Source organism: Mucilaginibacter sp. Mucisp73 (assembly GCF_059491465.1).
In genome coordinates this window covers 3,558,628-3,575,328 of sequence record NZ_CP168507.1, presented here as the reverse complement: position 1 = coordinate 3,575,328, position 16,701 = coordinate 3,558,628, and the positions used below count along the sequence as shown (strand labels likewise).

At 43.0% G+C, this 16,701-nt stretch carries 9 protein-coding genes; 7 read left to right on the top strand and 2 right to left on the bottom strand.

Annotated elements, in window-relative coordinates; all coding sequences use genetic code 11:
• Positions 1–317: 317 nt before the first annotated feature.
• The 6 genes from ACEN82_RS14840 (at position 318) to ACEN82_RS14815 (ending at position 13,808) form a co-directional block, all read left to right on the top strand.
• Positions 318–3,518, top strand: a complete 3,201-nt coding sequence (locus ACEN82_RS14840; RefSeq protein ID WP_188831639.1) for a SusC/RagA family TonB-linked outer membrane protein — start codon at positions 318–320, stop codon at positions 3,516–3,518.
• A 26-nt stretch (positions 3,519–3,544) separates the two neighbouring features.
• On the top strand, positions 3,545–5,284 hold the full coding sequence (locus ACEN82_RS14835; protein ID WP_413317668.1) for a RagB/SusD family nutrient uptake outer membrane protein: 1,740 nt from the start codon (positions 3,545–3,547) through the stop codon (positions 5,282–5,284).
• A 97-nt stretch (positions 5,285–5,381) separates the two neighbouring features.
• On the top strand, positions 5,382–8,951 hold the full coding sequence (locus tag ACEN82_RS14830; protein WP_413317666.1) for a VCBS repeat-containing protein: 3,570 nt from the start codon (positions 5,382–5,384) through the stop codon (positions 8,949–8,951).
• 144 nt (positions 8,952–9,095) lie between these two features.
• A complete protein-coding gene (locus ACEN82_RS14825; RefSeq protein ID WP_413317664.1) occupies positions 9,096–10,931 on the top strand; it encodes a 3-keto-alpha-glucoside-1,2-lyase-like domain-containing protein in 1,836 nt (611 codons plus the stop codon).
• A gap of 12 nt (positions 10,932–10,943) precedes the next feature.
• The gene (locus tag ACEN82_RS14820; protein ID WP_413317662.1) at positions 10,944–12,908 is read left to right on the top strand and encodes a hypothetical protein; all 1,965 of its coding nucleotides are present in this window, start codon (positions 10,944–10,946) and stop codon (positions 12,906–12,908) included.
• Between the two features lie 129 nt (positions 12,909–13,037).
• A complete protein-coding gene (locus ACEN82_RS14815) occupies positions 13,038–13,808 on the top strand; it encodes a 3-keto-disaccharide hydrolase (protein WP_413317660.1) in 771 nt (256 codons plus the stop codon).
• Positions 13,809–13,934: 126 nt separating this feature from the next.
• Here the strand turns inward: ACEN82_RS14815 and ACEN82_RS14810 are convergent, their stop codons facing one another.
• Both ACEN82_RS14810 and ACEN82_RS14805 read right to left on the bottom strand, forming a co-directional pair.
• Complete coding sequence (locus tag ACEN82_RS14810) at positions 13,935–15,167, bottom strand: MFS transporter (protein ID WP_413317658.1); 1,233 nt, start codon at positions 15,165–15,167, stop codon at positions 13,935–13,937.
• Between the two features lie 56 nt (positions 15,168–15,223).
• Complete coding sequence (locus ACEN82_RS14805) at positions 15,224–15,877, bottom strand: FadR/GntR family transcriptional regulator (RefSeq protein WP_413317656.1); 654 nt, start codon at positions 15,875–15,877, stop codon at positions 15,224–15,226.
• Between the two features lie 185 nt (positions 15,878–16,062).
• Here ACEN82_RS14805 and ACEN82_RS14800 point away from each other — a divergent pair, with 185 nt between their 5' ends.
• On the top strand, positions 16,063–16,671 hold the full coding sequence (locus tag ACEN82_RS14800) for an RNA polymerase sigma factor (protein ID WP_413317654.1): 609 nt from the start codon (positions 16,063–16,065) through the stop codon (positions 16,669–16,671).
• Positions 16,672–16,701 lie beyond the last annotated feature (30 nt).

The window sequence follows — 16,701 nt, the reverse complement described above, 5'->3', positions numbered from 1 at the left end:
AAAATCAATTTTATTGTTAAAATAACATTTATTCGGTGATTTAATTTTAACATTGATATGTATTATTTTATCACAATGGCGATAATATATTGGCTTTTGGTTTTGTTTTTAAGTTTTAACTAATTGATAGTTAGTTATTTGAAATTTTAAATTTATATTTTTAGGTTATGTTAAAATAATACAAAAAACCACTCATATCGTATTATAATCGATTGTTACCTCTGGCTACTTTTACTTAGCATATAATCTCTTTGGCGACAACTGTTAAGAAGTGATCATGTGCTTTAAACCAATTTTAACAAATTAAAGTAAAACGTATGAGAGGAAAACTACGTATCAAAAAAGTTGTGGCCTTATTCTGTACAAGTTTATCATTTGTGTTGATAAGCCTGTCGGGGCAAGCCCAAAGTAAATTGATTACCGGTAAGATCACCGGTTCGGACAACGGACTACCTTTGCCGGGTGTTACCGTTAAGATAAAAGGGAGCACGCAGGCTGCGGGTTCAAAGGCCGATGGCACCTACTCAATAACCGCCGGCAACAATGAAACACTTGTTTTTAGCTTTGTTGGCTTCTTAAACCAGGAAGTTGCCATAAACGGCAGATCGGTTATTAACGTATCATTAGTGCCTGATAATAAAACACTAACCGAGGTAGTTGTTGTGGGTTATGGTACTACTAAGCGTAAAGATTTAACGGGGGCTATTAGTTCAATCAACGCCGATCAGGTAGGTAAAGTACCTGTGACCAGCGTTGACCAGGCTTTGCAAGGCCGGGCAGCGGGTGTACAGGTTACTAATAATGATGGTGCACCCGGTAGCAGCGTGAGTGTATTGATCAGGGGGGTAGGTAGTTTGGCTACAAATGGTAATGAGCCCCTATATGTGGTTGATGGTTACCCGATCAGCGGAGGCTTAAATAACGTTAATCCTAATGATATAGCTAATATTGATGTGTTGAAAGATGCTTCGGCAACAGCTATTTATGGTGTTAGGGCAGCAAACGGCGTTGTCATCATTACTACAAAAAAAGGTCGGAAGGATGGTGGGGTGCAGGTATCGTTAGATGCCTATGGTTCATTGCAATCAAAACCCAAAAAGTATAAAGTTCTTAACGCTCAGCAATGGGCAACCCTGGCCAATGAAGATCACGCATCTGAAGGTAATTTTACAGAATTGCCTGAATGGGCAAATCCTTCGGCATTAACCAGTGTTGACTGGCAGGATGCAATTTATCGCCAGGGGGCAAAACAGAGCTACAACCTTGGTATACGCGGAGGCAACGAAAAAATTCAATCTGCCTTTTCAGCTGGTTATTATGACCAAAAGGGGATTGTTTTAGGTTCATATTTTAAGCGGTTAAACCTGGGTATGAATATTGATTATACCGTAAGTAAATGGCTTAAATCATCTACCAGTGCTAAGTATTCAAGGCAGGATCAAAATAATCCATTTGGTTCAGGATCATTGCAGCAATTAACAGAGCTTATCCCTACGCTTGATGGTGGTAATAAGTTAACCAACCAGATAAAAGACAAAAATGGGAACTATGGTTTTTATAACCCGATCAATATTTACACAAAAAGCTGGAACAATCCATTATATACTATTGAAAAAAACGATTATAAAAACCTAAATAATTACCTTTTGGCAAGTAGCTCATTGGAGGCTACTATTATAGACGGGCTTAAGATCAAAACCAATGCGGGCCTAAACGTAAGCGACTATTCGGGTTACTTCTTTCAACCGGAAGACCTTCGCTGGCAGGAGCAATATGGTTTAAGTGGTGCTAATCAAAATTCTGTTTATTCGCAAAGCGCTAATAACACTTTTGAGTGGTTATGGGAAAATACCATATCGTATGATAAAACCTTCGGAAAGCATGCTATTAACTTTGTTGGTGGTGTTTCAGCACAATCAAATACCTACCGGTATATGACAGGTACCGGAGATAAATTGATCAATAATGCCCTTCGGGATCTGGCGCAGGTTAACGATCTTGTTGTTACAGGCAGCCAGTATACAACAACTTTTGCTTCACAATTTGGACGGTTAATCTATAAATACAATGACAAATATATTGTAACAGGTACCGTTAGGCGCGATGGTTCGTCGAAATTTGCTAACGGGCATCAATATGGTGTATTCCCTTCGGGTTCCGTAGCCTGGAAAGCTAAAGAAGAATCATTCCTGAAAAACGTTGCATGGCTGTCTGATCTGAAGTTCAGAGGAGGGTATGGTGAAGTTGGTAATCAGGGCTCTATTCCATTATTTCAATATAATGCCTTATATTCATCAGGTGGTGCAGCTACTACCGGCACAAACGTGGGCTATCCATTTGGTAAAAATGGTTCGTCAGGAGAGGTTTATCAACCCGGTTTGGCACCAACACAACCTGCCAACCCAGACCTGCGATGGGAAACTGATTACCAAACTGACATTGGTATGGATGCTGCCTTCCTGAATGGCGCGCTTACTTTTACAGTTGATTATTATAACAGGAGATCGAAAGACTTTTTGTTAAACCTTCCTGTATCGTCACAAACTGGCTTTAGCCAAAACCTGGCCCAAAATGTTGGTGAAATCAATAACAAAGGTTTTGAATTTGCCGTAAACTATAACCATACTGTAAATGATTTCAGGTATGGTTTGGGTTTAACCTTTACCACAGTTAAGAATAAATTAGTTAGCATTAACAAAAGCTTAACCTTTATTGATAACCTTACCACGGTTACCGGTCTTAACGGTAATGGCTGGGGCCAATTCAGCGAAACCAATATCGGGCAGGCTGTAGGTGAATTTTTTGGTTATAAATCGCTGGGGATTTTTCAGTCGCAGGCGCAAATTAATGCTTTAAACGCCGCGGCTGCAGCTAAATTCCCAAGTAACCCATATTACTGGAAAAGCGTTACCCAACCCGGAGACCGTTACTATGCGGACACTAATGGCGACGGACAGGTTACCCCTTCAGACAGGACAAGCCTCGGTAGTCCGATCCCTAAATTTTATGGCGGTTTAAACCTCGATTTTGCCTATAAGGCATTTGATCTTAACGCATACTTCTACGGCTCTTACGGAAATAAGATCCTGAATTATCAGCAAAGGACGCTTGAAAGCTTTCAGGCCCCGGGTTTTGTTGGTGTTGAAAACGTAGGTTACGATTATTATGTTAATCACTGGACCCCAAGCAATCCATCAAACCGTTATGCAAGGCTTACATATAATGATGATACCAGCGCAAATAATGTACCATCAAGTGTATATGTTGAAGATGGTAGCTATCTCCGTTTAAGGAACCTTACCCTGGGTTATACATTACCATCTGACGTCACCAAAAGGTTAACACTATCAAAAGTGAGGATTTACTTTTCCACCCAGAATTTGTTTACTATAACCGGGTATAAAGGTCTGGATCCTGAAATTGGCACAGCTAATGGAAGTGCAACAGCATCTGGTATTGATGCGGGTAATTACCCTTCATCTAAGTTTTATACACTTGGTTTAAATGTAACTTTCTAATTGGGCAGCGATAAAACAGTAAAGAAATGAAAATCAATAAAAAATATATCACACTAATTGCTCTCGGTGCCACACTTATGGTTCCATTGAGCTGTAAAAAGAATTTTCTTGACCAAACAAGCTATACACAGCTCACTAAAGATGCTTATTTTAATAAAGCATCTGACGGTATAGCGCTTGTAAACTCAATTTATGATACCTATCAAAATGCCGACTTGCTAAAAAAGTCGATCTGGTATTATGCTAACTTTCAAACCCATGATTTTTTTAACTGGGGAAATGACCGCTTTTATAATTACTACGCAATAACTACAGATTTTGGCCCGATCAGGACGTTTTGGCAACGTGCTTATGTGGGTATATCTCGGGCTAACTCTGCAATTGAAATCATTCCCGAAATGAAAGCCAAAGGGATTCTTGACGAAAGTTTAGCTAACCGATTGCTTGGTGAAGCCTACTTTTTACGCGGAATGACCTATTACTATCTGGCGGGTAGTTTTGGCGGTGTGCCACTGGAGCTTAAATCAGTAACTGATGGTTTAACAGCAAGAAGTACACAAGAACAAGTATTTGCACAGGTAATTGCCGACACCAAGCAGGCTGCAACTTTATTACCATGGAGGGAAGATTTGCCGGCTTCTGAACTTGGAAGGGCAACAAAAGGTGCTGCTTTAGCTTATGAAGGTGCCGCGCAAATGTGGAATAAAGATTACGCCGGTGCATTGGCAAACTTTAACCAGTTGGATGGGCATTTTTCACTGATGCCTAATTTTATAGATGTAAATGAATACAACCATCAAAATAATGCTGAGTCGATATTTGAGGTGCAGTTCACAGTAGCAGGTACCCAAAGTTGGGGTGCAGGTAATGAAGTAGCCTGGATTTCGGATTTTAGCTGGCCGGAGGAGGTTTCAAACTTCGGTTATGATTATGCCAATCCGGGATTATATTATTCATACCAGGCTGGTGACAAACGTAAACTGGCAACAGTGATTGGCCCCGGCGATGAGAACATTAGTCCGGGAATTATAGGTCGGGGCGGCATTAAAGCTTATCCTTTAGTAGTAGCAGGTTTTGCGAGCTCCGATCCTAAGGTAAAAGCTAAATACACTGGGGATGACGGTAAGATCATCAATACCTGTGGTACACATGCCAATCCATGGTATGGTTCTGACGGTGATGGCTTACGTACCGGTTTCTACTGTGCTAAAATGTGGCGTGACCCCAACCTTGATGCTAACTCCGGCAATTCAACAATTTTTGGCGCTCAAAATCAAATACTGTTACGTTATGCCGAAGTATTGCTTGATAAAGCCGAGTGCCAGATCCGTACAGGTGACGCGGCAGGTGGCCTGGCCACGATTAAAAAGGTAAGAGACCGTGCGTGGGGCGGCACTGCGCCGGCTGTAATGCAGGATGGTGCAAATTATGACGGTTCGGCTTCAAGCCCAATCACAGACCCACTGCAAATGGTTTATAGCGAGTACAGGCATGAACTTTCGGGTGAATATTCTGTGTTTTATAACCTGCGCAGGGCTGGTGTAGCTGCCGAATTCATTAAAAAAGCTTACGGTACAGTCGACAACAATACCAACATGATCCCTAACCCTAACACTGCAGATGCAAAGCTTGATGCAGATAACGGTTTAAAGCTTCATGGCTTGTATAATACATCACTTCCGGTAGGTCGTGATCTTTATCCTATTCCGCAGCTTGAGCGTGGGCTAAACCCTAATTTAACTCAAAATCCGGCATACGGTAATTAGTATATTGTTATCATTTAACAGAAAAGGCTTCTCCCGCAGGGAGAAAGCCTTTTTGTGTTAATTATTATCTTTAAAGAATAAACCAATCCCCTAATTGATGAAGAAAATTTTATCCATCGTTATACTATGTTCATCTGCCTTATTCTCCTGTAAAAAAGCTTCACTTTTTCGGCAGGTTTCATCATCTCATTCGGGCATTCATTTTAAAAATGAGATCATCGAAAACGATTCGATTAACCCGTTAGACCTGGTTAATATTTACAATGGAGGGGGCGTAGGGGTGGGCGATTTTAATGGCGATGGCCTGCCCGATTTATACTTTACAGGTAATATGGTGGCAAGCAAGCTATATCTTAATAAAGGTGATTTTAAGTTTGATGATATTACCGATGCCGCGGGTGTAAATGGCGCGGGCCGATGGGGAAGGGGTATTGCGGTAGTTGATATCAACAATGATGGTTTACCGGACCTTTACATTTGCAACACCATTACCAAAGACTCGCTGAAAAGGCGGAATATACTATACGTTAACCAGGGGAAAGGCAACGATGGTATTCCTCATTTTAAAAATGAGGCTTCAGAATATGGTCTGGAAGCAGGCGCACAATCAACCATGGCAAGCTTTTTTGACTATGACAACGATGGCGACCTGGATATGTACCTTACTGTGAACAGCGCCACGGCAAGTTACAACCCTAATTTATTCGGTAACTCAAATTATACGGCAAATCATAGCCGGGGCAGGTTGTACCGTAACGATTGGGATGAAAAATTACATCATGGCGTGTTTCATGATGTATCCGCACAGGCAGGTATTAACCTGGATGGTTACGGCCATGCAGCCACGACGGTCGATTTTAACAACGACGGGTGGAAAGACATTTACGTATCGGATGATTTTATATCAAACAACATCCTGTACATCAACAACCATGATGGTACCTTTACCAATCGCACTAAAGAGTATTTTAAACACACATCCTACAACGCTATGGGGCAGGATGTTATCGATATCAATAACGATGGCTTGCCCGATGTTGTTGAACTGGACATGAATCCGGAGGACAACTATCGCAAAAAGATGATCCTCGGTCCTAATAGTTATCAAACTTATCAAAACTTTGATATTTATGGTACACAGTACCAGTACGTACGCAATACCCTGCAATTAAACCAGGGGCCGCGTTTAGGACAGAATGGCGCTATTGGCGCTCCCGCTTTTAGCGAAATAAGCTTTTTAAGTGGCATTGCCCAAACCGACTGGAGCTGGACACCGCTGATCACCGATTTTAATAATGACGGCTACCGGGACATGATCGTAACCAACGGCTTCCCTAAGGATGTGTCTGACCACGACTTTATGACTTACCGTGAGCAGGCCTATGCCGTTACTTCCAAACAAAAAGTTTTGGATCAAATCCCCGAAATTAAGCTGCATAACTATGCTTTTGCGAATAACGGCAATCTCACCTTTACCGATGTGAGTAAGGATTGGGGGCTAAACCTGCCAACATTTTCAAACGGGGCTGTATATGTCGATCTGGATAACGATGGCGCCATGGATATGGTTGTTAATAATATCAATGACGAAGCGCTGGTTTACCGCAATACATCGCGTGATGATAAAAATAAGCTTGATAAAACCCACTACCTGCAAATCAGCTTTAAAGGTGATAGGCAAAATATTAACGGCTTAGGTGCTACGGCCGAGATATTTTACGATAAGGATAAGACACAGGTATATGAAAATGATCCCTACCGGGGATATATTTCATCGGTACAAAGTATAGCGCATTTCGGTCTGGGTAAAGTTACCACAATAGATTCGGTTTTGATCAAATGGCCGAATGGCAAAAGAGAAAAGCTGACAAACCTAAAAGCAGATCAGTTAATAAAGGTTGATATAAAAAATGCTCAGGACCCTTATTCCCTGGTTCAGCCGCAAATAGCCGCGAACGCTTTATTTAAAGAAATAACAGATTCCATAGGGATTCATTATACCAACAAGGGAAGCGGTTTTCTTGATTTTAATATCCAGAAACTACTGCCACACAAACTTTCTGAGTATAATCCGGCTTTAGCCGTGGGCGATATCGACGGCAATGGCTTTGATGATTTGATCATCGGCGGTACTGCCTACGATCAGGCGCAGGTCTTTTTCCAGATGCCCGATGGCAAATTTAACCGCCGTAACCTGTTAGCAGGCGATATTAATCCTGTCCATAATTTTCAAGATGAAGGTTTGTTGCTTTTTGATGCCAATGGTGATGGCAAGCTTGATTTATATGCGGCCAGTGGGGGTTACGAATTTGCAGCAAATGGCCCTGAATACCAGGACAGGCTTTATATCAATGATGGCAAAGGCAATTTTACGCTTACAACGGATGCTTTGCCTTCAAACCTCACCAGCAAACTTTGCGTACGGGCTTGTGATTATAATAAAGATGGCAAGCCCGACCTGTTTGTATCAGGAAGAGTTGAGCCATGGAAATACCCCAACCCGGTTTCGAGTTTTATTTTGCGGAACGATAGTGAAAATGGTCATGCAAAATTTACGGATGTTACAACACAGGTAGCCCCGGCTTTGAAAAACATAGGCATGATTTGCGATGCCTTGTTTACCGATTATGATAACGACGGCTGGCCCGACCTGGTCATGGCCGGCGAGTGGATGCCGGTAACATTCCTTAAAAATGAACATGGTAAGTTTGTTAATACCACAGTTCAATCCGGCCTGGGCAATAAGCTGGGTTGGTGGAACTCATTGGTGGCCGGAGATTTCAGGCATACCGGCCGCACGGATTATATTGTCGGGAATTTGGGCGAGAATAGCCTGATCAAAGCCAGTGACCAATATCCTGTTTACATTACAGCTAAAGAATTTGATAAAAGTGGCATCTACAGCGCGATTCCGTCTATTTTCCTACCCGATCAAAACGGGGACAAAAAAGAGTACCCAATGTACGGTCGCGATGATATGCTGAAGCAAATGATCAGCATGAGAAAAAAGTTTACCAATTATCGCTCGTACGCTTTGGCAACTATGGACGAGGTGCTTTCACCCGAACAGAGGAGCGGCGCGTTGAGGCTGAAAGCTAATACATTACAATCATGTTTTTTAAGGAATGATGGTAATGGTAAATTTACAGCTATCCCGCTGCCGGTTGAAGCCCAGGTATCGGTATTAAACGGTATGGAAACCGGCGATTTTGACGGGGATGGAAACCTCGATGTAATTATCAATGGCAACGATTATGGCAGTGATGCTACCATCGGGCGTTATGATGCGCTGAACGGTTTAATGCTGAAAGGTGACGGCAAAGGCAACTTTAAGCCATTAAGCATTGTGCAAAGCGGTATTTATATTCCGGGGGATGGTAAGGCCCTGGTTAAGTTCCGTGATAAAAATGGGCAGGTAATATTGGCCGCCAGTCAGCATAAAGATGTTTTAAAAGTTTTCAGATCAGAAAATAAAACAAAAACTATCCCGGTTAAGGCCAATGATGTTTATGCACTGATTAAATATAAGAACGGCAATACCTCAAGGCAGGAATTTTATTTTGGCTCATCTTTTTTATCGCAGTCGGCAAGGTTTATACAGCTTAATGACAAAATATTAAGCGTTACCGTTTTTGATGATAAGGGTAATCAAAGGCTTGTAAATTAGGTGTTTTACCATCGGGTGAAATTATACCGGAAATTGATTAAAATATTTCGTAATCGATTGCGTAAATTAATTATCTTGCGTCGCTAATATAAGGCCGCATTGTTATGCGCTTTAGCCAATAAACCATATTATAATTAAAAATCAATGCATTGCTTTAATCAATCTCCTAAACTCTTCGGCAGAAAAAAGTTTTGGATAGTATGTGTTTGCCTGTTGGGTTGCCAGCAACTCAGGGCGCAAAACACGGTACCTCTTACTGATCTTTCTTTTTTTGATAATCCTTCACCTAACTGGAAAGTAGCAGCCGGCGTACAGTCTGATATTGCACAGGATGAAGTTTTAACCCTTAAAGACGGCAACGGGATTTTGGTAAACCTGCCCGGCAAAAAGGACGCGAAAGACCTATTTACCAAAACCACTTATGGAGATGCCGATCTTGAGCTTGATTATATGATGGCCAGGGGTTCAAATTCCGGCATCTATTTGCAGGGGAGATATGAAATCCAGCTATTGGATAGCTGGGGAACGGTAAACCCAAAATCGGGAGACAACGGTGGTATTTATGAACGCTGGGACGATAGCAAGCCCGAAGGTCAGCAAGGTTACGATGGCCATGCGCCAAGGCAAAATGCCAGCCGTGCGCCGGGTTTGTGGCAGCACATGAAAATTTCGTTCCAGGCGCCGCGCTTTGATGGCAACGGCCAAAAAATCAGCAACGCCAGGGTGCTTTACGTTTGGCTCAATGGTGTTTTGATCCAGGATAATGTTGAGCTTGCCGGGCCAACCCGCGGGGCTTTTGACAATAAGGAAGCGGCCACCGGTCCGCTGCGTTTGCAGGGCGATCATGGCCCCGTAGCTTTCAGGAACATCAGGATAACCAGTTTTGACAAGCCTCACCCTGCACTTTCAAACCTGAAATACTGGGTTTATAAAGATGGGGTTATTGAGGGAGATAGTTATAAGACACTAAAACCCGAATCAGAAGGAACTTCGCCTGTATTATCATCAAACCAGGGTAAGCTTACCAATGATTTCCTAATCCGTTATACCGGCAGTATTCAAATTAAAGAAGCTGGTGAATACGTTTTTAAACTAAATGTACCGGGTGGTAAAGGCAAGTTGCGTATTGACGGCGCCGATGCCGTTATGTTAACCGAAAACAGGGGTGAGGGTAAGGCCCAGTTACAACCCGGCGATCATCCGTTTGAATTACTCTACTCAAAAACTGTCGACTGGGCCAGGCCGGCTTTAGGGCTTACGGTGTCAGGCCCGGGCATCCGCGAGTATTTATTGAGCGATGCCAATGTAAGCAACAATGATCCTGTTGATCCTATTTTGATTAATGCAACTTCAAATACTGTATTACGGAGCTTTTCTGATTTACCGGGAGGTATCAGGGTTACCCATGGTGTAAATGTAGGCAGCCCTGAACTGTTGCATTACACTTACGATTTGGATAAAGGAATGATTGTACAACTCTGGCGTGGTGGTTTCTTAGATGCCACACCCATGTGGCATGACAGGGGTGACGGCTCATCGCGCCCGGCTGGTTCTGTACAATATCTTGGCAAACCTGTCCCTGCTATCGAAAAGCTGAGCGATGCAAATGCCGCCTGGGCTTTGGATACTGCCGGTACAGGGTACAGGCCAAAAGGCTATGTTTTGAATGCCGACGATGTTCCTGCATTTAAGTACAATATTTATGGCACTTCGGTAAATGATGCCAGCAGTGTGATGGATAAAGGGCAAGGCATCCACCGGGAAATAACCCTTGCTAATGCAGTAGACGGCCTGTTTTATCACCTGGCGTCCGGCAATATCGAAACACTTGGCAATGGATTATATGTCATTGATGATAAATCCTATTATATCCGTATTGATGATGCCGGCGGCGCCAAACCTGTCGTTCGTGATGCGGGAGGGAAGCAGGAGCTTATTATTCCTATCCAAAAGAAATTAACCTATTCTATCATTTTTTAAGCTGCCTTGATCATGAACAATACTTTAAAACAAATGATAAACAAGGGCACGTTTTTATTTACGCTTATAATTATCGCGCTGTTGAGCGATATCAAAAATACCTTTGCCCAGGCCGAATCGCCTAAAGAGGATGACTTTTTTAAGATCATGAAAGTGCCAGCGCCTGAGGGTACTATTCTGGAAGTTGGCGGTTTGTGTACGCTGCCTAATGGCACCCTGGCGGTAACTACCCGTCGTGGAGATATATTTATGGTCGAAAATCCAACCGGTCTGCATCCTTTTTTCCGCAAGTTTGCTTCTGGCTTGCATGAGGTGCTGGGTGCCGCCTGGAAAGATGGTGCGTTGTACGTTGTTCAGCGCGGCGAATTGACCAAGCTGGTTGATACCAATATGGATGGTAAGGCCGATGTTTTTGAAACCATTTATGCATGGCCATTATCTGGTAACTATCATGAGTATAGCTTTGGGCCTAAGATAGCGCCCGATGGCTCATTCTTTGTGACTTTAAACCTTGGCTTCCCGCCCGATTGGTGGCACCCGAAAAGCTTTGTGCCTTACCGGGGCTGGGCTTTAAATATTAAGGAAGATGGCACTGTTACGCCATGGGCGGCAGGCTTGCGTTCGCCTTGCGGTATCAGCATGATTGATGGCGAACTTTGGTATGCCGATAATCAGGGCGACTGGGTTGGTTCAGGTAGTATCATGCCGATCAAAAAAGGGGCTTTTATGGGGCATCCTTCAAGCCTGGTTTGGACAGGTTTACCTAACTCGCCGCTAAAACTCACTTCCGAGCAATTCTTTGCCAAAAACAACCCGAGGATAGAATTTGATAAAAACGGCCAACCGGTTAAGCCGCAGGATATTGTTAATGAAAAATTTAAAACGGAGTTTGAGGCTAAAAAGGAAATCCCTGAATTACAACTGCCCGCGGTTTGGTTACCGCATGGGATCTTAGGAATCTCCAACTCCGAAATTGTTAAAATCCCTGAAGGCGCATTTGGCCCTTTTGCCGGGCAATTACTAATCTGCGACCAGGGCCAAAGTATGGTTGACAGGGTGTTTTTAGAGAAGGTTAACGGCGAATACCAGGGCGCGGCCTGGGCTTTCAGAAGCGGTTTCCAGTCGGGCATAGTAAGGTTGGCCTGGTTACCTGATGGTTCATTGGCTACAGGCGAAACCAACCGTGGCTGGGGATCTGCCGGGGAGGCCACTATGGGCTTGCAGCGATTGGTATGGAACAATAAAGTTCCGTTTGAGATGCGTGCTATCCGTGCAATGCCCGATGGTTTTGAGATAGAGTTTACCAAGCCGGTTGATAAGAAAGTAGCTGAAGATATTGCTTCATACTCTGTAGAAAGCTATATCTATAAATACCATGGCGTATATGGCAGTCCGCCGGTGAATACCGAAAAATGCCCGATAGCAGGTGTTAAGGTATCAGCAGATGGTTTGAAAGCACGCCTGATTGTAAATAACCTGCGTAAATATTACATCCATACTATTACGCTTGCGGCTATCCGCGATAAGGAGAACTATTTTAATCTTGTTCATCCAACAGCATATTACACGTTAAACAATATCCCCGAAGGGCAAAAGCTTTCCATGACAGAAGTTAGCACGGTAAATTCGGCAAAAGCAACAGCTTCAGCTGATCTGAAAAAGGGTGTTGTTGGGAAGAAAGGTACAGCAGTAAAATCCGCCGCATCGGTAAATGCCATTCCTACTTATGCCGAGATCCAGCCTATCTTATTGAAAAATACATGTCTGTCGTGCCATAATGCAACAAAAAGGCAGGTTGGCCCGGCATATGTTGATGTTGCTAAACGGAAATACAGCGTGGCCGAGCTTATCCAGTTGATCCATAGCCCTAAGCCTGAGCACTGGCCTGATTATTCAACACCGATGCCGCCGATGCCGCAGGTACCTAAAGATGAAGCCCGCAAGATAGCTTTATGGATCAAATCGCTTGCGAAATAAAGCTGGAAGCGAAGGCTTAAAGCAAAAAGCTAAGGGCCTTGTCTTAAAAGCTTTCAGCCTTTAGCTTTAGGCTTTCAGCTAAACATGAATTAGTTATCTGATTATTTAACCCTGATCAATTGTTTTAAAATGAAACGCAAACTTATTTTTACTGCTTTATTAGCAGGCTGTTCTTTAACAATATTCGCGCAGCAAAATGCCAAGCCGGAGGATACCGAGATCTGGTCGCCGGTACCGGCGGTGGTTACACCGGGTAAAACTCTGGGCGATGCCCCTTCTGACGCTATTATTTTGTTCGATGGTAAAAACCTCGACGAATGGGTAGCCACCAACGATAGTACGTCAAGTCATAAATGGAAAGTTGATAATAAAATTATTACGGTAGATAAAACCGCAGGCGATATCCAAACCAAACGTAAATTCATGGATTTTCAGTTACATATTGAATATCGCATCCCTTCAAACATAACCGGCAGCGGACAAGCACGCGGTAACAGCGGCATTTTCCTGGCGGCCCTGCCATGGGGAGCCGGTGGTTATGAGTTGCAGGTGCTTGATAACTATAATAATAAAACCTATGTGAACGGGCAGGTGGGCAGTTTATACAAACAAGCTATCCCCCTGGCAAACGCTTGTCGCAAACCCGGAGAGTGGCAAACCTACGACGTAATCTGGACAGCTCCTCGTTTTAATGAGGATGGTTCACTGAAATCAGCGGCCCGCGCTACCGCAATTCATAATGGTGTGTTGGTTCAAAACAATACCTCATTAATAGGAGATACCCCGTATATCGGCAAGCCTGAATATCGCAAGCATGGTGCTTCACCAATTAAGCTGCAAGCTCATGGCGATAAAAGTGAGCCTATCAGTTATAGGGATATTTGGGTAAGGGAATTATAAGAGGAAGGTTATTGTGCGGTACGAAGCAATCCCAAACTGTACAGAGAGACTTGTATAGCTGCTCTGCTAATCGGGGATTGCTTCGTTCCTCGCAATGACGCATTGAATTAGCCTATGTTGTTTTGTTTAACCCTTCACCGCCCTCTTTCCTTCAATATTTGGCAGCAAACCAGTGAAAATACCTATCAGCGGTAAATACGCACAGATCTTAAATACATAGTTGATACTGGTCATATCTGCAACTTTACCCAACACTGCGGAGCCTAAACCGCCCATTCCAAAGGCAAGGCCGAAGAATAAACCCGCTATCAATCCGACTTTTCCTGGTACCAACTCAGTTGCGTAAACTAAGATGGCCGAAAATGCTGATGAAAGGATTAGCCCGATAAACACAGATAAAACACCGGTCCAAAACAATGACACGTAGGGTAGGAGCATGGTAAAGGGCGCTACACCCAATATCGAAATCCAGATGATATATTTACGGCCAAAGCGGTCGCCCAGTGGCCCTCCGAATAATGTTCCGGCTGCTACTGATCCTAAAAACATAAACAGATAAATTTGTGATTGCTGAATGCTTAAGTGGAACTTATTGATCAGGAAGAAAGTATAATAGCTGGTGATGCTGGCCAGATAAAAATATTTGGAGAATATAAGCACCAGCAAAATGCCCAGGGAGAATATCACCCTTCTTTTGGAGATGTTCAACTGAACGGTTTCTTTAGCATTTTTGTTTTTTGCATTAAAACTGAGGCGTTCGGCATACCATTTAGCTATGCGGAGCAATACCAAAATTCCGGCGAAGGCGATAAGGCAAAACCAGATCACGTTTGATTGTCCGTAAGGGATCACGATAAGAGCTGCAAGCAGCGGTCCAATAGCGCTGCCGGCATTACCACCCAGCTGAAAAATAGATTGAGCCAGCCCTTTTTTACCTCCCGATGCTAAATGTGCTACCCGCGATGACTCCGGGTGAAATATGGATGAGCCAATACCAATAAGACTTACGGCCATCAGCATAATATAAAAGTTGCCGGCAAAAGAGGCCAGCAGCAGTCCTGATAAAGTAAAGCCCATACCAATTGCCAATGAGTATGGCTTTGGTTTTTTGTCGGTATAAAGCCCTACAAAGGGTTGCAAAATAGAGGCTGTAATTTGATAAGTAAACGTAATAAGCCCTATTTGAGTAAAATTAAGGCTAAACCGTTGTTTGATAAGCGGGTATATGGACGGTATAACCGATTGCAGCATATCATTAATAAAATGGGCTAAGCTGATAGTAAACAAAATTGAATACACAGTATGCTGAACCAATTTTTTAGGTTCTGTGGCAGAAATTGTTGGCGATGTAGATTCCATTGGTGATAGATTAAATTATAAAACATTATATCATCAGATGAATTTGATGAAATTTTTTAATATTGATGAATTTCGATAACGGTATTCCAGGCCTGTTTCGAATCGCAATCGAGAATGTTTTTCAGGAGCTTTTCGTGCAGGTGCTGGGTTTCGATAAAAATGCGCGTATCAGGGTGGATTTCAGTGAACCAGTTTTTTAAATGGACGGCTGCCGTTTTATATAGATCGCTCAGGATCTCGTTTTTTGATGCTTCTGCAATAGCGATGTGAAATTTAACATCAGCGTCAATACACTCTTCCAATAGCCCGGCTTCGGCAGTTCTGTTCCGGGTTTCTAAATGGCTTTTCATGTTAAAAATATCTTTTTGCGAACGGTTTATAGCAGCTTTTTCGGCTATTTTCATCTCCAGTAATTGTCTTACCTCATCAAGGTCCTGAGAGCGGGCACGTTTTAAACGGGCTTCCATAGGCTCAGGATTACTGGCTGTGCGTTCCACAAAAGTCCCTGCACCCTGCTGGATTCTGAGCAGGCCCAAATGTACCAGACTTTTAGTTGCTTCGCGGATGCTTGAGCGCCCCACGCCAAACTCGGCCATTAGTTCGGGTTCGGTAGGCAACTTGTCGTTTACCCGGTAATGGCCGCTGCTTATCTGTTCTTTCAGTTTTTCTGCTATCTCTTGTGCCAGCGATCTTTTAATAATTTTGCTCATTTGTAAATCATCAGATGAATTGCAAAGGTATAGGTTTGTTTGAGAAATAAAAGTTATTTTGGGGGGCAAAATCTATTTTAAAAAAATAGTGCCAATTATTAGCCTGTGTTTTCTAAAGCATTAATATATATTTAAATTTAGCTTAACATTTGTGCCGTTACTTTGATGCTATAAAAATACCCCTTGTGAAACAATATTCGGATGCACAACTTTTACTTGAACTGCAGAGCGGTAACGCCGGTGCATTCAGGGAGATTTATGAGCGCTACGCCGATAGGTTAATTGCCTTCGCGTTAAAGAAAACGCAAAACGAGGATGAAGCGATGGATATGGTGCAGGAACTGTTTCTATCCATATGGAAAAATCGTAATACTATCCAGGTAAATGGTGCGCTTGAAGCTTACCTCATGGTTTCTGTTAATTACATGAGCTATAAGTGGTATAAAAAGCAAAGCATCAAGCCACGACCGTTAGATGACGTTTCCGAATCACAGGAAACTTATGAACACAGCACGGACCAAAAACTTTCACTTGCCGAATTGCACCTACTGATAAATCAGGAAATTGCGGATATGCCCGAAAAGATGCGCCAGGTGTATCTGTGCAGCCGCGAGCGGGACATGACCGGCCCGCAGATTGCCGAGTTTTTAGGTTTATCGCACCAAACCGTACGCAACCAGATCAGCAATGCCTTAAGCAGGTTGAAGAAATCTGTTCAGAAGTATTATGATGTCATCCCCTTTGATAATTACAGCAGATTTTTGTTGCTGATTATTTTTTTCAAAAAGTTATAGTACACTCCTCCATCTCCGGTCACTTATCAG